Origin of the sequence: Streptomyces platensis, assembly GCF_008704855.1 — a bacterium.
GTDB classification, from domain to species: Bacteria; Actinomycetota; Actinomycetes; order Streptomycetales; family Streptomycetaceae; genus Streptomyces; species Streptomyces platensis.
This window is the reverse complement of the sequence record NZ_CP023691.1, coordinates 6987620-7009863: the sequence shown is the minus strand read 5'-3', so window position 1 is coordinate 7009863 and position 22244 is coordinate 6987620. Positions and strand designations below refer to the sequence as shown.

The 22244-nt window shown below is 70.3% G+C and carries 21 protein-coding genes and 1 pseudogene; 8 read left to right on the top strand and 14 right to left on the bottom strand.

Translation table 11 applies throughout. The features are described 5' to 3' along the window. Positions 1–8: 8 nt before the first annotated feature. A pseudogene (locus tag CP981_RS39275) lies at positions 9–188 on the top strand (DUF6333 family protein); the annotation flags it as partial. 33 nt (positions 189–221) lie between these two features. Here the strand turns inward: CP981_RS39275 and CP981_RS30925 are convergent. After that, on the bottom strand, positions 222–1424 hold the full coding sequence (locus CP981_RS30925; protein ID WP_208853002.1) for a polysaccharide deacetylase family protein: 1203 nt from the start codon (positions 1422–1424) through the stop codon (positions 222–224). Between the two features lie 488 nt (positions 1425–1912). Between CP981_RS30925 and CP981_RS30920 the strand changes: the two genes are divergently transcribed. After that, entirely contained in the window at positions 1913–2839 is a 927-nt protein-coding gene (locus CP981_RS30920; RefSeq protein ID WP_085927832.1) for a thermonuclease family protein, read from the top strand. A gap of 31 nt (positions 2840–2870) precedes the next feature. On the opposite strand, the gene CP981_RS30915 is transcribed toward CP981_RS30920, so the two are convergent. Beyond that, the gene (locus CP981_RS30915) at positions 2871–3332 is read right to left on the bottom strand and encodes a MarR family winged helix-turn-helix transcriptional regulator (RefSeq protein WP_085927833.1); all 462 of its coding nucleotides are present in this window, start codon (positions 3330–3332) and stop codon (positions 2871–2873) included. A gap of 82 nt (positions 3333–3414) precedes the next feature. On the opposite strand from CP981_RS30915, the gene CP981_RS30910 reads away from it, so the two are divergent. After that, positions 3415–3786, top strand: coding sequence for a VOC family protein (locus CP981_RS30910; protein ID WP_085927834.1), 372 nt, complete (start codon positions 3415–3417; stop codon positions 3784–3786). 117 nt (positions 3787–3903) lie between these two features. Here the strand turns inward: CP981_RS30910 and CP981_RS30900 are convergent, their stop codons facing one another. The 7 genes from CP981_RS30900 to CP981_RS30870 form a co-directional block, all read right to left on the bottom strand. Continuing rightward, the gene (locus tag CP981_RS30900; protein WP_085927835.1) at positions 3904–4476 is read right to left on the bottom strand and encodes a hypothetical protein; all 573 of its coding nucleotides are present in this window, start codon (positions 4474–4476) and stop codon (positions 3904–3906) included. Beyond that, positions 4473–5594, bottom strand: coding sequence for an ROK family glucokinase (locus CP981_RS30895; protein ID WP_085927836.1), 1122 nt, complete (start codon positions 5592–5594; stop codon positions 4473–4475). The genes CP981_RS30900 and CP981_RS30895 overlap by 4 nt, the downstream gene beginning before the upstream one ends. Positions 5595–5822: 228 nt before the next feature. Beyond that, positions 5823–6632, bottom strand: coding sequence for an ATP-binding cassette domain-containing protein (locus CP981_RS30890; protein ID WP_085927837.1), 810 nt, complete (start codon positions 6630–6632; stop codon positions 5823–5825). Further along, positions 6629–7699, bottom strand: coding sequence for an ABC transporter permease (locus CP981_RS30885; protein WP_085927838.1), 1071 nt, complete (start codon positions 7697–7699; stop codon positions 6629–6631). Before CP981_RS30885 ends, CP981_RS30890 begins: the two co-directional genes overlap by 4 nt. Next, positions 7696–8709: a sugar ABC transporter substrate-binding protein gene (locus tag CP981_RS30880; RefSeq protein WP_229894367.1), complete on the bottom strand. Its 1014-nt coding sequence runs from the start codon at positions 8707–8709 to the stop codon at positions 7696–7698. The genes CP981_RS30885 and CP981_RS30880 overlap by 4 nt, the downstream gene beginning before the upstream one ends. Before the next feature lie 182 nt (positions 8710–8891). Beyond that, positions 8892–9878 carry a sugar ABC transporter substrate-binding protein gene (locus tag CP981_RS30875; protein WP_085927840.1) on the bottom strand — a complete coding sequence of 329 codons (987 nt, stop codon included), beginning with the start codon at positions 9876–9878 and terminating at the stop codon, positions 8892–8894. 218 nt (positions 9879–10096) lie between these two features. Next, positions 10097–10873, bottom strand: a complete 777-nt coding sequence (locus CP981_RS30870; RefSeq protein WP_085927841.1) for a GntR family transcriptional regulator — start codon at positions 10871–10873, stop codon at positions 10097–10099. Positions 10874–11126: 253 nt separating this feature from the next. On the opposite strand from CP981_RS30870, the gene CP981_RS30865 reads away from it, so the two are divergent. Next, positions 11127–11501: a VOC family protein gene (locus CP981_RS30865; protein WP_085927842.1), complete on the top strand. Its 375-nt coding sequence runs from the start codon at positions 11127–11129 to the stop codon at positions 11499–11501. 25 nt (positions 11502–11526) lie between these two features. Here CP981_RS30865 and CP981_RS30860 read toward each other — a convergent pair whose 3' ends face one another. The 3 genes from CP981_RS30860 to CP981_RS30850 all read right to left on the bottom strand — a co-directional run bounded on the left by CP981_RS30860 (position 11527) and on the right by CP981_RS30850 (position 14135). Next, entirely contained in the window at positions 11527–12351 is an 825-nt protein-coding gene (locus CP981_RS30860; protein WP_085927843.1) for a transporter substrate-binding domain-containing protein, read from the bottom strand. A 247-nt stretch (positions 12352–12598) separates the two neighbouring features. After that, positions 12599–13258 (bottom strand): bifunctional 4-hydroxy-2-oxoglutarate aldolase/2-dehydro-3-deoxy-phosphogluconate aldolase, encoded by a 660-nt coding sequence (locus CP981_RS30855; RefSeq protein WP_085927844.1) that lies wholly within the window; start codon positions 13256–13258, stop codon positions 12599–12601. A 427-nt stretch (positions 13259–13685) separates the two neighbouring features. Beyond that, positions 13686–14135: a guanyl-specific ribonuclease gene (locus CP981_RS30850; protein ID WP_085927845.1), complete on the bottom strand. Its 450-nt coding sequence runs from the start codon at positions 14133–14135 to the stop codon at positions 13686–13688. A gap of 340 nt (positions 14136–14475) precedes the next feature. Between CP981_RS30850 and CP981_RS30845 the strand changes: the two genes are divergently transcribed. From CP981_RS30845 to CP981_RS30830, 4 genes are all read left to right on the top strand, one after another. Then, positions 14476–15102 carry a helix-turn-helix domain-containing protein gene (locus CP981_RS30845; protein WP_085927846.1) on the top strand — a complete coding sequence of 209 codons (627 nt, stop codon included), beginning with the start codon at positions 14476–14478 and terminating at the stop codon, positions 15100–15102. 37 nt (positions 15103–15139) lie between these two features. Further along, complete coding sequence (locus tag CP981_RS30840; protein ID WP_085927847.1) at positions 15140–15328, top strand: DUF6126 family protein; 189 nt, start codon at positions 15140–15142, stop codon at positions 15326–15328. Between the two features lie 180 nt (positions 15329–15508). After that, entirely contained in the window at positions 15509–18196 is a 2688-nt protein-coding gene (locus CP981_RS30835) for a glycoside hydrolase family 84 protein (protein ID WP_085927848.1), read from the top strand. Positions 18197–18402: 206 nt separating this feature from the next. Next, the gene (locus CP981_RS30830) at positions 18403–19083 is read left to right on the top strand and encodes a thiaminase II/PqqC family protein (RefSeq protein ID WP_085927849.1); all 681 of its coding nucleotides are present in this window, start codon (positions 18403–18405) and stop codon (positions 19081–19083) included. 95 nt (positions 19084–19178) lie between these two features. Here CP981_RS30830 and allB read toward each other — a convergent pair whose 3' ends face one another. Both allB and CP981_RS30820 read right to left on the bottom strand, forming a co-directional pair. Next, positions 19179–20522 carry an allantoinase AllB gene (gene allB / locus CP981_RS30825; RefSeq protein WP_085927850.1) on the bottom strand — a complete coding sequence of 448 codons (1344 nt, stop codon included), beginning with the start codon at positions 20520–20522 and terminating at the stop codon, positions 19179–19181. A gap of 158 nt (positions 20523–20680) precedes the next feature. Then, positions 20681–22228: an NCS1 family nucleobase:cation symporter-1 gene (locus CP981_RS30820; protein ID WP_085927851.1), complete on the bottom strand. Its 1548-nt coding sequence runs from the start codon at positions 22226–22228 to the stop codon at positions 20681–20683. Positions 22229–22244 lie beyond the last annotated feature (16 nt).

Below are 22244 nucleotides of genomic sequence, written 5' to 3'. Positions count from 1 at the left end.
ACCACCGTCTGCCGGTCCGCACCATCAGGTCGATCGAGCTGCGCAAGCGATTCCCCGACGCGCGGATCGTGGGCCGGGTGGAAGTCCACTGTGGTGCCGAGCACACCGAAGACCTCGTATGGCTCCCGGACGGCACCATGTTCCACGCCTGCGGCTGGCCCGGCGACGAACCCTTCGTCGTCGCCGGGGACCCCCAGGCCGATGACCGCCCTCGGTACCGGTCAGCCGCGTCCGGTGAACTGTTGTCCGACGCCGAGTTGGCGCAGGTCGGTGAGGACCTTGGGGTCCTGGGCGTCGAGCCAGTCGCACAGCTGGCGGAAGGAGACCAGTCGGACGTCCTGGTGCTTCTCGTCGGCGATGTGCTTGATCGCGTCTTCGACGGCGTCCATGTAGATGCCGCCGTTCCACTGCTCGAAGTGGTTGCCGACGAAGAGGGGGGCGCGGTTCGTCTCGTAGGCCCGTTGGAAGCCGGCGATGTAGGCGTCGGCGGCCTGCTTGCGCCAGCGCGGGTAGTTGGCCGGCGGGCCCTTGGTGGAGTTCTGGGACTGGTTGTAGAGCATGTTGTAGTCCATGGACAGGACTCCGGCGGGGAGGTTGCCGAAGGGTATGGACTGGAGCGGGAAGTCCCAGATGCCTTGCTTCTTGGTGGGCCAGACCTGGAGGCCGCCGGGCGAGCTGGCGTCGTAGCGCCAGCCGCGCTTCTTCGCCGTGGGCAGCAGGTTCTCCTGGCCGAGCAGGCAGGGCGTGCGGGCGCCGACGAGTTCCTTGCTGTAGTCGAAGGGCAGCGGGTCGAGGTCGGTGAAGCCGGTGTTCGTCCGCCACTTGGTGACGAAGTCCATGGCCTGCTCTATCTCGGAGTCCCACTGGGCGGGGGTCCAGTGGGCGACCGAGCCGCTGCCGGTGCCGCAGAAGTGGCCGTTGAAGTGGGTGCCTATCTCGTGGCCCTCCAGCCACGCCGCGCGCAGGTTCTTCAGCGTCAGCTTGATGTGGTCATCGGTGAGGTAGTCGATGTCGGAGGCGCCGACGGGGTTGTTCGGCGGGCGGTACAGGCGCTTCTTCGATTCCGGCAGCAGATACAGCCCGGAGAGGAAGAAGGTCATCGAGGCATTGTGATCGCGGGCCAGCTTGCGGAACCGGGGGAAGAGGCCGTTGCCCACCTCGGCCGCGCCGTCCCAGGAGAAGACCACGAACTGGGGCGGCTTCTGGCCGGGCTTCAGCCGCTCCGGCTGGGGCGGCTGGTGGGGCTGCTTGCCGGTGTACGCGGTCGAGCCGTCGCCGATCGGCTTGCCCTTCGCCGTCTTTCCGTCCTCGCTTCCGACCTTGCCGGAGGCCGACGAACCGGAGGGAGAACAGCCCGCTACGGACAGAGCCGCCGCCGCTCCCACCCCGAGTCCGAGCATTCCTCGCCGACTGTAATCACGCATAACGGTGCCCATCGCATTTCGTTCGAAGTTCTGGTGTGGGGACCACCGGAGAAGTGGACGCCCAGAAGGGAGGGAGGGGGAGGCGGATGCCGATTTCCGCTTCGACCCCGGGAAGGAGGATTCTCAGTGGAGTGCTGCGGGCGGCCTGGTCCGCCCCATTTCTGTCTTCGCAGCCGTCCCGGCGCGAGCGTCGTTGTGCGGCGTCAGCTTTTGCATGTCGGTGCTCCCCCGTGCGATGGGCGGGGCAGAAGGCTGAAGGCCTCAGCAGCCCGCAACCAGCGCCCTTGGATGCACATGACTCTCACGGAGATCGCTAGTGCACCGGTAACGCCTCACTAACAGCCGATGCACATACGCAGCCTGCGCCGCTTTTGCACTGCGGGCCCGTGTCCGGCCGTGCGGAGTTGCAGGTCCGGAGGCATGGCGTGACGCTGGGTGGAGGCCGGAGGGTGAAGACGCCGGAGGCGTACACCGGAAGGACAGTAGCCGTGACCGACCCTGTACAGATCATGTGGACACCTGCCGGGATGGCCATGCCGTCGCTGGGCTCGCGCGCGCTGGTCGACGTACACGACGGGGATACGCCGTACGTCAAGATGCCGGTCCGCATGCTGTCCGTCGACACTCCGGAAACGACGGCGGATACGGCTGAGCAGGCCGAGCGGGTCGACAAGGAATTCAAGCAACTGGCCGCCTGGATGCGGGAGGGTATCGCGCCTATCTCCGATGATCTCGCCGAGTTCCTGTTGCCGAAGATTGAGACGGGGCACGCGGGCAGCCTGCAATTCGCCCAGGGCACGGCGGCAGCCGCGTTCAACACGGAGAACATCAAGAAGAGGCTGGCCGAGGGCAGGAAGCCCGGCAAGGAGCGCAGCATCTTCATCCGCACCGCCGACGACCACTTCGACGACAACAACCGCCTGCTCGCCTACATCGCGCCGAACTACTCGAAGAAGGAACTGGCCGACCTGCCACGGGAGAAGAGGCCGACCTTCAATCTCGATCTCATTGCCGAAGGATGGGCGGCGCCCTTCATCATCTATCCCTCCATCCCCGGCGAACTCGACCTTCCCCTCCTCCTCCGGGCCGCCGACAAGGCAGTCAAGGACAAGAAGGCCATCTGGAAGGACTCCAAAACCCTGCTCGCCTACGAGTACCGGGCCCTCGAAAAGCTTCACGACGTCACGAAGAAGAAGGCCGAGGGGCACGAGTGGGAGCCTGGCGAGGCATTCTCCTGGCGGACGAGGTACTGCGTGGATATGCGCAATCGTGAACTGCACGGACCGGAGGACTACTTCCGCGTCCCGCCGATCTACCGGCTGTGGCTCTGGCCGCAGGACGTGAAAGAAGCCATCGGTCAGCTCAATCTGACGCCGTCGCGAAGGCTCGCGGGAGCCGACAGCCGCGCACACTGACATCCCGAGCGCCGCCCGCCCCGTTGCCGCGTCATTCCTCCAGGGCTGCCGCGATGCGGTCGAGGTCGGTGAGGAGCGCTGCCATGCGCTGGGGCGGGATCGCCTCCACCATGCGCTGTTCGACGGCGTAGACGGCGGCCTGGACCACGGCCAGGCGTGCCTGGCCTTCCCCGGTGAGGTGGGCGGGCCGGGCGCGGCCGTGGTCGGCGGTGGCGGGGCGGGTGATCAGTCCCGCTTCCTGAAGGCCCCGCAGGACGACGTTCCCCGACTGCCGGGTGACGAAGGTCGCGCGGGCGAGGTCGGCGTTGGACATGCCGGGGTGCAGGGCCAGGAGTTCGAGAGTGGCGTACTGCGGCACGGTCAGTCCGTGCTCGCGCAGGACCTTGTCCATGGCGCCGCGCAGGGCGGCCTGGGCGCGTTTGAGCAGGTATCCCACGTGCTGGGTGACGTCCTTCGCGGGATGGGGCGACTCGGGTGGCGCGGACTCCTTCATGTCAGCATTTTGACATACGTGGACGCGTGGTCTTAGCGTCAGGGATGTCAAAGTTCTGACATTCGACGAGTGAGGAAGACCCATGCCTGTCACCATCGACGGCCCCGACTTCGTCGCCCTGCAAGTCCGCGACGTGGACGCAGCGGCGACCTTCTGCGAGCAGCACCTCGGCCTGCGCCGGGCCGCGGTCTCGCCGCCCCACGCGGTCGTGTTCGACACCAAGCCGACCCCGTTCGCCGTCCGCGCGCTGCTCCCGGGCATCGACCTCGCCGATACCGCACGGCCCGGCCTCGGCGTGGTGATCTGGTTCCGGACCGCCGACGCTCACCAGCTCCACGACCAGCTCGCCGCCGCCGGGATCAAGATCCTCACCCCCATGGCGAACAGCCCCTTCGGGCCGATGTTCTCCTTCGAGGGCCCCGAGGGCTACACCCTCACCGCACACGGAGGCTGACCGGGGCCGCCGTCTCCCTCACCCCCGCCGGGCCCTTCTCGCTCGCCGCCGGCATCCGGTTCCTGAAGGGCTTCACCCCCGCGAGCTACCACCACGCGGGCGACGGGATCCTCCGCCTCAGAACTTCACGGTGGAGACCGTGTAAACCACCGGATGCCCCGGCTCGTCATAGCTGACCATGATCCGCTGGGAGGGGTGTGGTGCCCGGTCCGTGGTGGACGTGCCGGCCCAGGGGCCGTCGCCGCCCAGGTTCCAGCCGACCTTGGCCGCCTGGCCGGGCGGGATGGTCGTCCGGTCCTTCTTGAGGGCTTCGGTGCTGGTGCCGACGGCCGCGAGGTAGTGGTCCAGGCCCCACTCGTTGGTGCGGAACTGCACGAACAGGGCGCTGGTCTGCCAGGAGTTGGTCTCGTAGTAGTAGACGGGGGTGGAGCCGACCGGGACCGGGACGTTGTAGATCCGCTGCTGGACCTTGGAGGGGAAGGCGTTGGTCAGGCCGGTGGCGGCGGCCTCCAGCTCCTTGCCCTCGCCGCTGTCGCGGCTCTGCTCAGCGGAGATGACGATATATCCGGCCGGGATCGCGATCAGCAGGAAGACGATCAGCGCCATCAGCAGCGGACGGCGGCGCTTGGCGCGCGGCGGCGCGGGCGGCTGGTGGTCGTCGTGCACGGAGTGCAGGTCGGTGTCGGTCATCGGCGGCCGGCCCGTTCATAGCGTTCATGGCGCTCGACGCGGCGCCGGTTGGCGCGCCGGAAGCGGCGGGCCACCAGGCGGGCCAGATCGGCAGCCCCGACCATGCCGGCCTCGGGGCCCAACTGGGCCTTGGCGATGGTGGCTTCGGGGCGGTAGCCGCGGCCGGTGAGCTGGCGCCGGAAGGCGTCCCTGGCCGGGCCGATCAGCAGGTCATCGGCGGCGCTGACGCCGCCGCCGATGACGAAGCAGGACGGGTCGAGGGCGGCGGCGAGGTTGGCGATGCCGACGCCGAGCCACTGGCCGATCTCCTGGAGGAGCTCGACGCACATCGCGTCGCCCTCCCGGGCCAGCTCGGTGATCAGCGGCCCGGTGATGTCGCCGACGCGGCCGCCGACCCGCTCGATGATGTTGTACGCGACCGGGGAGTCGGCGGCGGCCAGCTCGCGGGCCTCGCGTACCAGGGCGTTGCCGGAGCTGTACTGCTCCCAGCAGCCGCGGTTGCCGCACGGGCAGCGGTGGCCACCGGGGACGACCTGCATATGGCCGAATTCACCGGCCACGCCGTACTTGCCGCGCTTGACCGCGCCGTCCTCCAGGATCGCGCCGCCGATGCCCGTACCGAGCGTGATCATGACGAGGTGGTCCTGGCCGCGGCCGGCGCCGAAGCGCCACTCCGCCCAGGCGGCGGTGTTGGCGTCGTTGTCGACCATGACGGGGACGGCCAGTCGGCCGGCGAGACGGTCGCGCAGCGGTTCGTTGCGCCAGTTCAGATGCGGGGCGAAGAGGACCTTGGAGCGGTCCGCGTCGACCCAGCCGGCCGCGCCGATGCCGACCGCGTGGACGTCGTGCCGGTCGGAGAGGTCGAGCACCAGCTCGGTGATGGTGTCCTCGACGACCTTCGGGCTCTTGGACTTGTCCGGCGTCTCCGTGCGGACCTTCTCCAGGATGGCGCCGTCGGCGTCGACCACCCCCGCCATGACCTTGGTGCCGCCGATGTCGATGCCGACGGTGGGCACCCTGGGGGCGGTCAGCAGCGAGCGCCGCTCGCGGGTGCCGACCGTGCGCAGCACGGTGGCTCTGGCGGATCCTCGGTGCACCCGGTCCCGGTACATGCTCATCGACCCACCTCTTCGCCGGTACTCCCCCACTGCCCGAAGGGCGTGGGTGGTGCCCCCATGCGGCTGCTGCGTGCTCGCAAGAGTCGTCTCGTCCCTGCGGGTCTCGGGAGGCCGGGGCCTCGATGTGCTGGTTCGCTGCGATTGTGCATCACCCGCACCGTTCCGCGCACCGCGACGGAGAGTGACGCGCCCCGCGCGGCCCGGGGCCTGCGCGGGGCGCGGTGAAGATCACTCGGGCCGGTGACCGCCGGGGAATTCCGGTGTCGCGGTGCGGGCCAGCTCATGACTGAGCTGTTCCAGCTCGCTGCCGCCTGCCATTTGGCGGGTCAGCTCCTCCAGGGCGATCTCCGATTTGGCGTGGCTGCCGGCCATCGTGCCCCGCTTGAGCAGCACGAAGCGGTCGCCGACGAGATAGGCGTGATGCGGATTGTGGGTGATCAACACCACGCCGAGTCCGGCGTCCCGGGCGGCCGCGACGTACTTGAGGACGACGCCGGACTGCTTGACGCCGAGCGCCGCGGTCGGCTCGTCCAGGACGAGGACCTTGGCGCCGAAGTAGACGGCGCGGGCGATGGCGACGCACTGCCGTTCGCCGCCCGAGAGGGTGCCGATGGGCTGGTCGACATCGCGCAGGTCGATGCCCATCCGCAGCAGCTCACTGCGGGTGGTCTCGCGCATCGTCGTGACGTCGAGCCGCTTGAAGGGGCCGACGCCGGTGGTCGGCTCCGAGCCGAGGAAGAAGTTCCGCCACACCGGCATGAGGGGGACCACCGCGAGGTCCTGGTAGACAGTGGCGATACCGCGGTCCAGGGCCTCGCGCGGGGAGGCGAGGGTGGTCTCCTCCCCGTCGATGGTGAAGGAGCCGGCGTCGTGCCGGTGCAGCCCTGCGATGATCTTGATGAGGGTGGACTTGCCGGCGCCGTTGTCGCCGAGCACACAGGAGATCTCCCCCGCGTGCACCTCCAGCGAGACGCCTTCCAGGGCCCGGACGTTCCCGTAGTACTTGCTGACGTCGGTCAGCTCGACCAGCGCTGTCATGCCTTTTCCTCCGCCCGCTTGCGGACCCATGCGTTCAGGAGCGTGGCGAGCAGCAGCATCGCGCCGAGGAAGAACTTGTACCAGTCCGGATTCCACTGCGCGTAGACGATGCCCTTGCTGGCCATGCCGAAGATGAAGGCGCCGACGGCGGCACCGATCGCCGAGCCGAAGCCGCCGGTCATCAGACAGCCGCCGACCGCCGCGGCGATGATGTAGAGGAATTCGTTGCCCACGCCGTCGCCGGACTGGATCGCGTCGTACGAGAACAGCAGATGCTGGCCGGAGACCCAGGCGGCGAAGGCGACGCCCATGTAGAGGCCGATCTTGGTCTTGGTGACCGGGACACCCACGGCCCGTGCGGCGTCGGCGTTACCTCCCACCGCGAAGATCCAGTTGCCGACGCGGGTGCGCAGCAGGATCCAGGTGGCGACCGCGACCAGCGCCAGCCACCACAGGATGGTGACCTGGATGTCCACGCTGCCCAGGGTCAGATGCGAGGCGAAGAGCGTACGGGCCGAGTCGAAGCCCTCCATGTCGGCGATGGTCTTCGTCGAGACCGTGCCGCTGATCAGCTTGGTGAAGCCGAGGTTGAGGCCGGTCAGCATGAAGAACGTGCCGAGCGTGATGATGAAGCTGGGCAGTTTCGTACGGGTCAGCAGCAGGCCGTTGAACGCCCCGATGGCGAGGGTGACCAGCAGCGACACCCCCACGCCCACCCAGGTGTTGGCGGTCATCTGGTAGCTGACCATCGACGAGATCAGCGCCGAGCTGACGACCATGACACCGGCCGACAGATCGAATTCCCCGCCGATCATCAGCAGCGCCACCGGCACCGCCATGATGCCGATCGTCGAGGACGCGTAGAGCACGGTGGAGAGGCTGGCGGCCCGCAGGAACGGCTCGGCGACGATCGAGAAGAAGAGGAAGACCGCGGCGGCACCGACGACGGAGCCCAGTTCGGGGCGGCCCATCAGCCGTCGGGCGAGGGAGCGGTGCAGCAGCCGTTCGTCGCCGCCGCTCTTGGCCGGACCGGCCGGTTGCAGAGGTGGTGCGTCCGCGTGGCTCATCGGGTCCCCCGCTTCGTGTAGTCCTCCAGTGCGGCGGCGTCCTTCTTGGTGATCACCTGGGGCCCGGTGAGCACCGGCTTGCCCCCGCCGAGGACGTCGGAGTTGTACTTGTAGAGCCACAGCAGGTCGACGGCCTGGTAGCCCTGGAGGTAGGGCTGCTGGTCGACGGCGAAGCCGAGGGAGCCGTCCTTCAGGCCGGTCGCGACCTGGGCGTTGAGGTCGAAGGTGTCGATCTCGGCCTTGCTGCCGGCCTGCTCCTTGGCCTTGACGGCCGTGGCGGCGAAGGGGGCGCCGAGCGTGACGACGGCGTCGAGGGCGCTGTCCGACTGGAGCTTGGACTCGATCGAGGACTGCACATCGGGCATGTTGGTGCCCTCGACATACAGCTTCTGAAGATCGCCCTTGAAGGTCTTCTTGGCGCCGTCGCAGCGCTGCTCATGGCCGACATTGCCCTGCTCGTGCAGGACACACAGGGCCTTCTTGCGGCCGCGCTTGTTCAGCTCCTCGCCGACCGCCTCGCCGGCCACCGTCTCGTCCTGCCCGATGTGGCTGAGCGCCCCGAACGCCTTGGACTCCTCGGCGCCGGAGTTCACCGTGATCACCGGGATGCCGGCCTTCTCGGCCTTGGCGACGACATCCTTCATGGCATTGGGCTTGGCCAGCGAGACGATCAGCCCGTCGACCTTCTGGTCGATGTAGGACTGCACCAGCTGGCTCTGCCGCTGGGCCTCCTTGTCGTGCCCGTAGACGAACTTGATGTTGTCCTTGACGGCGGCCTGCTGGGCGCCGTTCTGCACGATGTCCCAGAAGGTGTCGCCGTCTCCCGAGTGGGTGACCATCGCAAATGTCCACCTGGGGGTGTTCACCGCGGCCTTGCCGCCGGCCGCCTTGGCGGCCCGCTCCTGCTCGGCGCGCAGACCTCCGGTGCTGCTGCATCCCGCCAGGGAGGCGCCCAGCGCCGCCGCCAGCACGGCGCCGATGACGCGTCCCCTTCTCCGAACCCGTGCCACGAGGACTCGCCCTTCCCGCTGATCTTGCCGTGTCGGCTGCGTTGGTTGTATTCGCTGTCCGGCCGGTCCGGCCGGCCGCTGTGTGGTGTGGTCCACCGGTACCGGCCGGCCGGGACCGACCGGCCAAGTATCCGTGACCGGTGATCTGTCCCGGTTCATGGGGTCCCGTCTTCCCTGGGGCGTCACCGGGTGCCTCGCCCGGTGTACTCGGTGAGCTTGGGTACGTCCTTCTCGGTGACCAGGGCGGGCCCGGTGAGCACCGGCTTGCCGCCGCCGAGCACATCGGCGTTGATCCTGTGGAGCCAGAGCAGATCCACCGCCTCGTAGCCCTGGAGGTAGGGCTGCTGGTCGACGGCGAAGGTGAGGTCCTTGGCCTTGAGCAGCTTGACGACGGCGGAGTTCAGGTCGAAGGTCGCGATCTGCGCCCGGCTGCCGGCCTCCTCCTTGGCCTTGAGCGAGATCGCCGCCATCGGCGCACCGAGCGTGACGATCGCGTCGATGGACGTGTCGGACTGGAGCTTGGCCTCGATCGACGACTGCGAGTTCGGCGCGTTGGTGCCGTCCACGTCGAGGTTCTCGACCGATCCGCGAAAGCCCTTGCGGACGCCGGCGCAGCGGTCCTCCAGCGACACATTGCCCTGCTCGTGGATGACACAGAGCACCTTCTTCGCCTTCCGCTCGTTCAGCTCGTCGCCGACCGCGCGGCCGGCCACCGACTCGTCCTGCCCGATGTGGGTGAGCGCCCCGTACGCCGCGGAGAACTCGCCACCGGAATTGACGGTGATGACGGGGATACCGCGCGCCACGGCCTTGCGGACGGCCGCCTTGACGGCGTGCGGCTTGGCGAGGGTGACGATCAGCCCGTCCACCTTCTGATCGATGTACGACTGGATCAGCGCGGCCTGCTGGGCGCCTTCCTTGTCGTGCGCGTAGAGGAACTTCACCTTGTCCTTGGCGGCGGCCTGCTGGGCGCCGTTCTGCACGATGTCCCAGAAGGTGTCGCCGTCGCCGGAGTGGCTGACCATGCCGATGGTCATGCGCGGGGTGCCGGCGTCCTTGCCGGCGGAGCCGCACCCGGTGGCGAGCGCGGCGGTCGCCAGTAAAGCGGCTGCGCTGCGCACAGCGACGCTGCGGACAGTGAGGGGGCCAGTCGTACGCACGCCGTTCATCGTGGGACCGCCTTTTCTCCCGGCCGCGGGAATGCGGCTGGAGGAGTTTGTAACGGCGCGCGCGGAGCCACGTCAATGGTTTGTCAGAACATTCTGACGAATGCAGGTCGCGAGGGGGCTACAGAACGGGACATTTCAGGCAATACGGCGCGCCCGGACGTGCTCAGGCGGACGGAATGACCGGTCCGGCAGTCGTCGGGGGGCAGTGCCCGCTCCGCTCAGGGCCGTACCAGCAGCTGGAACTCGAAGGCGTAACGGGAGGCGCGGTAGACGTGCGAGCCGAATTCGACCGCGCGCCCGGTGTCGTCGAAGGTGGTCCGCTGCATCGTGAGCAGCGGGGCGCCCTCGGGCTCCTCGAGCCGTACGCCCTCCTCCACGGTCGCGGCACGGGCCCCGACGGCCTGCCGGGCGCTGTGCAGGGTGATCCCGGCCGACCGCATCAGGCGGTACAGACCGGTCTCCTCCAGCTCGGCGGTCCTCAGCTCGATCAGTCCGGCGGGGAGGTGGTTGCGCAGATGCGCCACGGGCTCGCCATGGGCCAGCCGCAGCCGCTCGACCAGCGCGACCTCCGCCCCCTCGGCGATCCCCAGCGCGGCGGCGACCTCGGCATCGGCCTCGGTGGTGGTGTTGAGCAGCACCCGGGTGGCCGGCTTCTGCCCGGCCGCCTCCAGGTCGTCGTAGAGGCTGCTCAGCTCCAGGGGGCGCTTGACCTGACTGTGGACGACCTGGGTGCCGATACCGCGGCGGCGCACCAGCAGGCCCTTGTCGACCAGCGACTGGATCGCCTGCCGCACCGTCGGCCGGGACAGGCCGAGCCGGCCGGCCAGCTCGATCTCATTGCCGAGCAAGCTGCCGGGCGCCAGCTTCCCGTGCTCGATCGCCGCCTCCAGCTGCTGGGACAGCTGGAAATACAACGGGACCGGACTGCTCCGGTCCACGCTGAACTGGACAGGGCCGTCGGCGCCCAGGGCTTGTTCCGTATCGCGTTTCCCCACCTCGCGAGCGTATCCGCCCCGGCAGATGACGGGAAGTCCGGAGGTCACATTGTCCGGACAAGACGGACCACGCGGGCTCCCGTCGGCCCGCCCGGCCGGGAAACCGGGGCGCGGCGCGGCCGGTCGCGCCGTACGCCATCCCGTACAGACCGTCCCCTACGCCGGAATACTGGGCCGAGCACAGCCGTGACCGCACACCGGGCCGGGCGGCCCCGCCCGCGCCCCGACCAGCCGCACGTCCCGGAGGAGCACCGTGCCCATTCGCCGCGTCGTCCCCGACATCCACTCCGACGACCTGGACGGGAGCCGTACGTTCTACGGCCTGCTGGGGTTCGAGGAGGTCATGAACCTGGGCTGGGTCATGACCCTCGCCTCCCCCGCCAACCCCACCGCCCAGCTCATCTTCATGACCCACGACAAGACCGCCCCGGTCACCCCGGACATGAGCATCGAGGTCGACGACGTGGACGCGGCCTACGCCGCCGTCCTGGCCGCCGGCGCCCCGATCGTCCGCTCGCTCCAGGACGAGGAGTGGGGCGTCCGCCGCTTCTTCGTCCAGGACCCGAACGGCCGGGTCGTCAATGTCCTCGGCCACCGGCCGCCGGCGGGCGGCACCGGCAGCGACTGAGCCGGCGCCACCGACGCCCGGCCCGCTACTTCATCCAGGCGTTCTCGTACTTCCGGTACGTCCCGTCGTGCGTGGCGAGGTGAACCCACTGGTCCACATACGCCTTGAACTCGTCGTCGCCGCGGGGCAGGGCGTAGGCCTTCTCGGAGAAGGTGAAGGGCTTGTCCGGGTGGAGCGCGCAGAGTTCGGGGTGGATCTTGGCTTGGTAGCGGGTCTCACCGGCGTCCGTCATCATCACATCGGCGCGGCCCGCGATGATCTCGTCGAAGATCGTGGTGTTGTCCGGATGGACCGTGAGGGTGGCCCGGTGGATATGGGCGCGGGCGAACTCCTCGTTGGTGCCGCCCGGGTTGACGATGACGCGCGTGCCGGGCCGGTCGATCTGCGCCAGCGTCCGGTACTTGTCCTGGTCCGCGCAGCGCACGAGAGGCGTCTTGCCGTCGGTGCGGGTGGGTTCGCTGAAGTACACGGAGCGGGCACGCGGGAGGGTGACGGAGACACCGCCCATGGCGATGTCACAGCGGCCGGCCGACAGATCGCCGACGAGCCGGGCCCAGGTCGTGGCCACGTAACGCGGGGTGGCGTCGAGGCTCTTGGCCAGATCCCCGGCCATCTTGATGTCCACGCCGCTGTATGTGCCGGTCGCGGGGTCGCGGTGCGTGAAGGGGCGGTAGTCGCCCGTGGTGCAGACGCGCAACACCCCGCGCCGGGGGACGGCATCGAGGGCCGAGGGCTTTCCGGCGGCGGTGGCGGCTCCTCGTACGGCGGCGGGGGCGTCCGAGGCCGCCGGGGCGGCGGCGGTGACGGCGAGCAGACAGGCGAGGGCGGAGAGCGTGGCGGCGCGCTTCATGGGGACTCCTGTGACTCCGGTACGCGGCGACTCGGTCGCCTGATCGAAGCGCTCAGAGTGGCAGAGCCCGGGGGCAGGGAGAACCCCCCGACCGGCCCGTGGGATGGCCGGGAGGGCCGGGGCGGCGATCCATCGACGCGCCGTCAGTCCTCGTACGGCACGCGCGCTGTCGGTCCGCCCAGGGGCCGGGAAGGCGGCGCGCCGACACGCCGTCAGCCCTCCTGCCGCACGCGCGCCGCCGGTCCGCTCAGAAGTCCGCGGTGCCCCGGATCGTCGGGCGGTCCGGGGCCGCCTCCTCCAGGCGGGTCAGGAGATCGGCGGCGCGCTTGGCAACGGTCTCACGATCGCCGTCGGAGAGCGCCGCGCCCATGCCGACGGCGACGGCGCCCGCGGCGATCCACTCCGGCGCGCTGTCGACCGTCACCCCACCCGTCGGCAGCAGCGGCACCTGCGGCAGCGCGGCACGGACCTCCGTCAGCCAGGCCGGGTCGTGCCCCGAGGCGGGGAACAGCTTGAGCGCGTCCGCTCCGAGCTCCAGCCCGCGGACCATCTCGGACGGCGTCGACACCCCGGAGAAAACCGGGATGCCATAGCGGTGGGCGGTACGGATGACCTCGGCGTCCAGGCTGGGCGAGACCAGGAAACGGGCACCCGCGTCGACCGCCATCCGGGCCGAGACCGCGTCAAGGACCGTGCCGGCGCCGATGACCGCGTCGTCCCCCAGCTCCCGGGTGAGCGTGGTGACCGCTTCCAGGGCGAAGGGGGTGGTGAGGGATATCTCCAGGCTGGTGATGCCCGCGGACAGCAGAGTATCGGCGGTGGCGCTGGCCTCGTCATAGGTCCGGCTACGGACGATGGCGAAAACACGCTGCGCCAGTGCGGCCCGGGTGATTTCCCAGCGATACACGGCAGTTCGCCGTCCTTCCTTGTCTCCGACGCTCCATGCCGCCGCGCCTTGGCCTACAGCGGATACGGCATTTTCCGGGGCGTGCCGCAGCAGCTGACCACACATGGCCTTATGCCGCCGATGCCCGCCCGCTCCTCGTTTTCACCGAAACGCTACCGGGAGCCACTGACAATCCTCTCTCGGGGGTGCGCCCCGTGCGCCCCTTCTGCCGAGAATGGGGAGAAGAGGGAGGTCGGAGGGGGCGCACGGCGCAGGCGTGCAGCAGGGCCGCACAGCACGGGCGCGCAGCACGACGGCGGCCGGGGTGCGTGTGCACCCCGGCCGCCGCGGGTTCCGGGTCACGGGCACAGCCGGCCCGTCACCCCTGGTGTTCTGTTGTCCTGTTGTCGCGCGCCGGCCGGCCGCTCGGCCCGCCGGTCCGTCGGCCTCAGCAGCCGCGGTCGACGAGATCGAACGTCTTGTAGTGGTCGGCGGTGTAGTAGTCCTCGTTCTTCTTCTCGCCGGCCACGATGCGCCGCGCACCGCGGTCGGGCGAGCCCGGAGTGACGACGGTGAACTCGTGGTAGTAGCCGGTGCTCTGGGACGGCAGGATGCCCTCCCGGTTGTCGAAGACCGTGCCGTCCTTCGGGTACGGGTAGGGCCCACCCTTCTCGATCAGATCGAGGGTTTCGTGGGCCTGCGAAGGCAGCTTGGAGTAGCAGGCCTTGCCGACGTCCTGGACGTGCACGGACGCGACGTGCGCCGTCGTGGCGTACGAGGTGGCCGCGTGCGTCGTGGCGACGGCGGGGGTGGCGGTGACCGCGGTCCCGCCAATGAGAAGGGCCGAAGCGAGGGCGCCTACGGCGCCGAACCTGGTGATCCGTGGGGGGATTCTCATGCCTTCCAGAATGACGCGCGTAGACGTGATCCTGTCAATCCCAACAGGCGGAAGTTTCCCGCGAGTTCACAAGCCCGCCCCACCAACTCCCGCAAATTTCCGCATATCAGGGACCACGCTCACGCGGGTCGCCTTGCTGCGGACCGCTCGGGATGGAGCCGGTGCGGGGGGGGAGTGGCGGGCCGGGGTGGACCGTTCCCGTCGGTGCGGATCAGCCGCACCACGATCGTGGACGTCGACCGGTGAAGGCCGCGGGCCGGCCGCGACGGGAGGCCCCGCGGCACTTTGCCTCTGAGGCAAATCTTTTGCCCGTGAGGCGAAAGGTCGCTATACCGGGGATATGACCGAGCTCCCCGACGAGCCCGCCGGCGCTTCGCCGGATGAGCTGTCCACCGTTGCGCCGCGCCTGCGTGACCTGCGGCGACGCAGTGGTCTCACGCTGGAGACCGCGGCCCGGCTGGTGGGGCTTTCGCCTGCGCATCTGTCGCGGCTGGAGACCAATCAGCGCCAGCCTTCGCTGCCGATGCTGCTGGCGCTGGCCCGTACCTATGGCACCACGGTATCCGACCTGCTCGGCGAGACCGCTCCGGAGCGGGATCCCATCGTGCGGGCCGGGTGGGCGGAGCCGTCGGAGGCCGGGGGCTGGACGTACTGGACCGCCGGCGGCGCCGGGCGGGCGATGCAGGCGCTGCGGGTGCTGGTGCCGCAGCGGGCGCAGGGCGATCTGGTGCGGGTCCATCCGGGCGAGGAGTGGCTGTACGTCCTCAACGGGCGGCTGCGGCTCACGCTTGGCGCGGCCGTGCATGTGCTGGAGCCGGGGGACGCGGCGCACTTCGACTCGCTGACGCCGCACCGGATCGCCGCCGCCTCTCCGGGCGGGGCGGAGCTGCTGTTCGTCCACACGCTCCTCCAGAGCGGGGCAGCCGAGCTGTGCCTCGGCGATGACACCAGGCGCCGCGGGCTGTGAGCCCCAGGCACCGTTTTTGAGGGAAGGACCCACCGTGGTGCCCGATCAGACCGTTCCTGCCACTCCCCCGTCGTCGGAGCCGCTCGCCGAGGCGGCGCCTGACCGGAAGTACGTCGAGAACAAGCCACCGCGCGGGCTGTATGTGCGGGTGTTCATCTATGTCATCGCGACGCATGTGCTGCTGGCGATGATGAGCCTTGTGGTGATCGCCGCGAACAACCAGTAAGGGGCGCCCCTTGGCGGGCGCTGCGCGGAACGGTGGCAACGTCCATCGGAACGGTGGCAACGTCCATCACTTCGGTCCGAAAGTCCATTGCCCCGATGGGGTGGCCAGGTGAAGCCTGCTGGCGCGAAGAGGTCGCACGACTCCGTCCCTGAACCTCGCCGCACCGAGGAGGACCGAAGGATGCACCGTACGCGCACCGCGGCGGCCACCGCGCTGGCCATGGCCCTGGCCCTGATCCCGCTGACGGGCATGGCGGGGCCGCCGGGCTCCGGCGGGAAAGCGGGGCGGGACGGCGCCCGGGACCACCCCGGAGCCGCCGCGTCCCGGGCCATTTCGCCCACGCCCCGGTCCGTCCGGAGCCGGTCCGACCAGGTCGCCGTCACCCCGGCCGTGACCGTCGTCGCCGGGCCGCGCGCCGACGCGGCGGCGTTGGCCGTCGTCGAGACATCGCTGAAGGATGCCGGTGCGCAGCGGGTCGTGCGGGCCGAACAGGCGCCGGGCGGCGGGCAGTTGTCGGTGTATGTGGACGGCGCGGGCGCGGCGCGGGCGCTGGCGGAGCTGGGCGCGCGGGGCACCGACGGGTTGCCCGCCGAGGGGTATGCGCTGGCCGTCGGCGCGGGGCGGATCGCGCTGGCGGGCAAGGACGCCGCCGGGACCTATTACGCGGCGCAGTCGCTGCGGCAACTGCTGCCGCATGCGGAGCGGTGGGGCGCCCGGGTGCCGGGCACCGTCGTACGGGACTGGCCGGCCACCCCGCTGCGCGGCGTCATCGAGGGGTTCTACGGCACCCCGTGGTCGCACCGGGCCCGCCTCGACCAGCTGGACTTCTACGGTGCGCACAAGATGAACCTCTATGTGTACTCGCCGAAGGACGATGCCTATCTACGGGAGAAGTGGCGCGATCCGTACCCCGCGGACCAGTTGGCGCAGATCAAGGAGCTGGTGGACCGGGCGCGGACGCGGCATGTGGAGTTCACCTATGCGCTCTCCCCGGGGTTGTCCGTCTGCTACAGCTCCGACGCGGATCTCCGGGCGCTGACCGCCAAGTTCGCGACGTTGTGGGACATCGGCGTGCGGACCTTCGCGGTGCCGTTGGACGACATCAGTTACACGGACTGGAACTGTGCGGCGGACAAGGACCGGTTCGGGACCGGTGGCGGGGCGGCCGGTGCCGCGCAGGCGCATCTGCTCAACCGCGTCAACCAGGAGTTCATCGCCCGGCATCCGGGCGCCGAGCCGCTCCAGATGGTGCCGACCGAGTACTACGACGTGAAGCCGTCGCCGTACAAGAAGGCGCTGGCCACTCAACTGGACAAGGATGTGCTGGTGGAGTGGACGGGGGTGGGGGTGATCGCGCCGACGATGACCGTCGCCCAGGCCCGGCAGGCCCGGGAGGTCTTCGGGCATCCGATCCTGACCTGGGACAACTACCCGGTCAACGACTATGTGACCAACCGGCTGCTGCTCGGGCCGTTCAACGGCCGGGAGAAGGGGCTGCCGGAGCAGCTGGCGGGGATCACCGCGAACCCGATGATCCAGCCCGCGGCGTCCAAGCTCGCGCTGTACACCGTGGCGGACTACGCGTGGAACGACTCGGCGTATGACGCCCGGACCTCCTGGGGCGGGGCGATCGAGGAGCTGGCCGGCGGTGACGCCCGTACGGCACGGGCGCTGCGGGCCTTCGCGGATGCCCATTACGCCTCGTCGCTCAACCCGCGGCAGGCGCCCGAACTGGCCGCCGCCATCGAGAAGTTCGGGAAGGACGGCGAGGCGCGGCGACTCGATGCGGTACTGCGGAACCTTCAGGAGGCACCGGCGGTGCTGCGCGAACGGCTCACCGACCGGGGCTTTGTGCAGGACAGTGCGCCGTGGCTGGACGCGACCCGGGCCTGGGGCGTCGCGGCCCGTACGGCACTGCGGCTGATCGAGGCGATCAAGGCGGACGACGGCGCGCGGGCCTGGAAACTACGGCAGCAGATCCCGGAGTTGGTGCGGACGGCAAGGTCGTTCGTGTATGTGGACATGACCGGGAAGCGGATTCCGGTGCTGGTGGCCGACGGGGTGCTGGACACCTTCGTCGAGGGCGCGGTGGCCGCGCACGACCGGGCGCTGGGCGTCACCGGCCGCCCCGAGGGCTCGACGGATCTCTCCGTCTACCAGGACAACGCGGTCTCCCGTATGACTGACGGCGATGACGCCACGTACTTCTGGAGCGGCGCGGGGCCCAAGGCCGGTTCCTTCGTGGCGCTGGATCTGCACGCCGAGCGTCCGTTGGGGGCCGTCACTCTGGCGATGGGCAAGAGCGGCAGCCCGGACGACTATCTGCGGCACGGCGTCCTGGAGTACTCGTCGGACGGGAAGAGCTGGCAGCGGCTGGCCGCGTTCGACGGGAAGGCCGAGGTGCGCGTCGAGCCGCCGGCCGGTGTCCGGGCCCGGTACGTCCGTGCCCGGGCCACCCAGGCGCAGGACAACTGGCTGGTGGTGCGGGAGTTCGCGGTGGCCGGGGCCGACGCGGGCACGGTGGCCGGAGGCCCGCCCGCGGCGGAGGGCAGCGCGCTGCGGTCGGCGGCGGACGGCGATCCGGCGACCGGCTATCGCGCGGCACGGGCGGCGCAGCCCGGCGAGGCCCTGGAGTTCACGCCCGACGCACCCCGCGCGGCGCGGTCCGTGGTCGTACTGCGGCCGCAGGGCGCGCCATCCGGGGCGGCGAGGGTCGAGGTCCGCACGGGCGGCGCCTGGCGCACCCTCGGCACCCTGTCCGGCGCCTATACGCGCCTTCCGGTCGGTGACGGCGCGGTCGAAGGGGTCCGGCTGGTGTGGCGGGCCGGGACCGCGGCGCCCGAGGTCAATGAGGTGGTGGTGCACTGAGGGGCGACCGATGGGGACGGGCCGCGTGGTGCGTCCCGTAGCGCCCGGTGCGGGGCGGACGCGGCACGCCCGGCGGTGTGCCGCGTTCCCCTTCCGCGGACGACGGCGGTTCGCCCGTCGGCGTCGCGTCATCTCCCCCGCGGCGGCGGCCCCGCGCCCTAATCTGAGGTGCTGGCCACCGCCCTCGCCCCGGAGGAGACCGACTCATGGCCCGAACCGCCCCCGATGCCCCTCGTCCGACCGCGGCCGTCGTGCTGGACGACGCGGTCCGCGCGCTCGCCCCGGACTCCGCCGCCAACCGGCTGGTCGCACAGATCGAGGCGGGTGCGGCGCCGCGCTCCGTGTTCGCCACCTTCGCCCTCGAACAGCACCAGGTGATCGCCGCCGACCGGCTCAGCTTCCAGCATCTGGCGCGGCGGGCGGACGGCGACCCGCCCGTCGCCGACTTCTTCGATCTGCTCGCCCAGGGCGAGACGCGGGCGCTGAAGCAGCTGGCCGGGCTGGCGGACGCCTGTGAGCTGACCGAGCGGCAGATCGCGGCCTACCAGCCGCGGCCCGGCTGCCAGGCCTATCCGTCCTACGCGGCACGGCTCGCACTGGGCGGCGAGCCGGCCGATGTGGCGATCGCGCTGACCGCCAACTTCGCTGCCTGGGGCGGCTATTGCGCGACCGTGGCGGCGGCGATGCGCGACCACTACGGCTTCCCCGAGGCGGCCCGCGGCTTCTTCGCCCTCTTCGCCGAGCCGGCCCCGGCCGTCGAGGAGAAGGCGCGCGAGGCGGTCCAGCACGGCCTCGACACCGGTCAGGCGCAGCCGGCCACAGCACATCGCTACGGCCGTCTCCTCCAGGCGTACGAGCTCATGTTCTGGCACTCCGTAGCCGAGTGAACCGGCCGGGCGCCGGGGCGCCGGACCCGGCCCCCGGAACCGTCAGCCGCTCAGCTCGTCATGCCGCGCGACCACCCGCCGCATACTGTCCGCGGTCATGGGCGGTGCGGCCGTTCGAGCAGTTCGCCGGTGGGTTCGGTGAGGGTGGCGCCGTCGTTGATCCGGCGGCCGCGCAGCCAGGTGGACCGTACGACGCCGTACAGGGTCTTTCCGGCGTAGGCGGTGATCTTGTTGCGGTGCTGGAGGGCCTGCGGGTCGACGGTGAAGGTCTCCTCGGGGGCGAGGACGGTGAAGTCCGCGTCCCGGCCGGGCTCGATGGCGCCCTTCCGGTCGAGGCCGACCAGCGCCGCCGGTGCGGTGGCCATCCAGCGCACCACGTCGTCGAGGGTGTGGCCGCGCTCGCGGGCGTCGGTCCAGATGGCGGGCAGCCCGAGCTGGAGGGAGGAGATGCCGCCCCAGGCCGCGCCGAAATCGGCGGTCTTGAGGTCGGCGGTGGACGGCGAGTGGTCGGAGACGATGCAGTCGATGGTGCCGTCGGCCAGGCCCTCCCACAGGGCGTCCTGGTTGGCGGCCTCCCGGATCGGCGGGCAGCACTTGAACTCCGTTGCGCCGTCCGGGATTTCCTCGGCGGTCAGGGTCAGGAAGTGCGGGCACGACTCGACGGTGATCCGGACGCCCTCGCGCTTGGCGGCGGCGATCAGCGGCAGCGCGTCGCTGGAGGACAGATGCAGGACATGGACCCGTGCGTCGAGCCGCTGGGCGAGCACGATCAGCCCGGCGATGGCGTCGTTCTCGGAGATCCGCGGGCGGGAGGCGAGGAAGTCGGCGTACTTGGGGCCGTGCGGTTGGGGGGCCGCGTCCAGGTGGCCCGGGTCCTCGGCGTGCACGATCAGCAGGCCGTCGAAGCCCGCGATCTCGCCGAGGGCGGCGGCCAGTTGCCGCTGGTCGACCTCGGGGAACTCGTCCACGCCGGACGGCGACAGAAAGCATTTGAAGCCGAAGACCCCGGCGTCGTGCAGCGGGCGCAGGTCCTTGACGTTGCCGGGGATCGCGCCGCCCCAGAAGCCGACGTCGATATGGGCCTTGCTGCGGGCGACCGCGCGCTTGGTGTCGAGGTGGGCGGCCGTGGTGGTGGGCGGGAGGCTGTTGAGCGGCATGTCCACGAGGGTGGTGATCCCGCCGGCCGCGGCCGCGCGGGTGGCGGTCCAGAAGCCCTCCCACTCGGTGCGGCCGGGGTCGTTGACGTGGACGTGGGTGTCGACGAGGCCGGGCAGCAGGACGTCGTCACCGAAGTCCTCGACCCGCGCCCCGGCCGGAGCCCGGTCGTCGTACGGCAGCACCGCGGCGATCCTGCCGTCCTTGACGACGACGGACGCGGCGCGCGTGCCCTCTGGGGTGACGACGCGCCGGGAGCGCAGCACCAGCTCTGTTTCGGACACCCGGTCCCCTCCTCGTAGCTGTTCTCATCGTGGCGTGTGGGCGGGTGGGGTGCACGGCCGCCGGGGTGGCCGTGCCCTCCGGAGCGTGCCCTGCACACTCGGACGCCCCACCCATTCAACAATCTGTTGAACGAGTCTTCACTCCGGACCCCGGCCCGTCAAGACCCCTCGGCCGGCACCGGCACGACGACCGCCCCGGCTCCCTCCGACGCCACCGGCTCCCCCACCACAGCGGCGCTGACCTGCGACGGGATGATCCCGTCCGGGATCGGTCCGGCACCCGCGGTGGACCGGTCACGGCCCGGGAGCAGGGCGTAGAGCCCGCCGGCGAGTCCCATTCCGAAGACCCAGGAGAACGGCGCGACCACCTCGAAGACCGGGACCAGCGCGAGCGCGGCCGAGACCGCGGCGGCCGGCAGGAAGGCGAGCACGGCCCGCGGGTTGTAGCCCCGCCGGTAGAAATAAGCCCCTCGTGCATCGGCCGAGAACAGTGCATCGACATCGATCCGGCCCCGGCGCAGCAGGTAGTAGTCAACGAGCAGAATCGCCACCAACGGACCGAGGAAGGCGCCCAGCGCCCCCAGGAAGTACTGGATCACCAGTGCCGAGGAGTACAGCTTCCAGGGCATGACGACGACGGCCAGCACCGCGGTGATCATGCCGCCGCGCCGGAAGTTCAGATACTTCGGCGCGAGATTGGCGAAGTCGTAGGCGGGCGAGACGAAGTTGGCGACGACATTGATGCCGATGGTGGCGACGATGAAGGCCAGCGCGCCGATGACGGTGACCACCGGGTTGTCGATCTTCTGGATCACCTTCACCGGGTCGTAGATCGCCTCCCCGAAGACCGAGATGGTGCCCGCGGTGACCAGCACGGCGACCACCGCGAAGGCGGTGAAGTTCACCGGCAGCCCGATCAGATTGCCGCGCCGGTAGGAGCGGTGATCGGGCGTGAAGCGGGCGAAGTCCGCGTAATTGAGGACCAGGGTCAGAAAGGTGGCCACGGTCAGGCTGACCGCGATGAGGCTCTGTTCGAGCTGCGCGGAGCCGCTGAGCCCGGTGAGGCTGCGGGTCAGCGAGATGTCACCACCGGCCTTGACGACGAGATACACGGCGAGCGCCAGCACCACGAGCCAGACCACCGGGCCGGTCGCGAAGTCCTGCACCTTGCGGATGAACTCCATGCCGCGGGTCAGCAGCACGGCCTGAAGCCCCCACATCACCATGAACGCGATCCAGCCCAGGGTGGACAGCCCCAGCACGGAGTTGTGGTGATAGACCTCCAGGCCCGGCGCGAGCTGAAGGGTCAGCAGGACCACGGCGGTCGAGGCCAGCCAGGTCTGGATGCCGTACCAGGCCACGGCCATGATCGCGCGCAGCAGCGCGGGGATATTGGCGCCGTACACGCCCCAGCTCGCCCGGGCGAGCACCGGGTAGGGGACGCCGGTCCGGTGTCCGGCGTGGCCCATGCGGTTCATCAGCCAGTAGACGATCGAGATGCCGGCCAGCAGCGCGACGAACACCTCCCAGGCCGGCAGGCCGAGCACGAACAGGCTGGCGGCGAAGGCGTAATTGCTGATCGCGTGGGTGTCGGACATCCACAGCGCGAAGATGCTGTACGTGCCCCATTTGCGCTCGGGGGCCGGCGCGAGGTCCTCGTTGAAGAGGCGCGGGTCCGGCGGTGGGGGCTTCGGGGTGGTGGTCACGTGTCCTCCCAGGCAG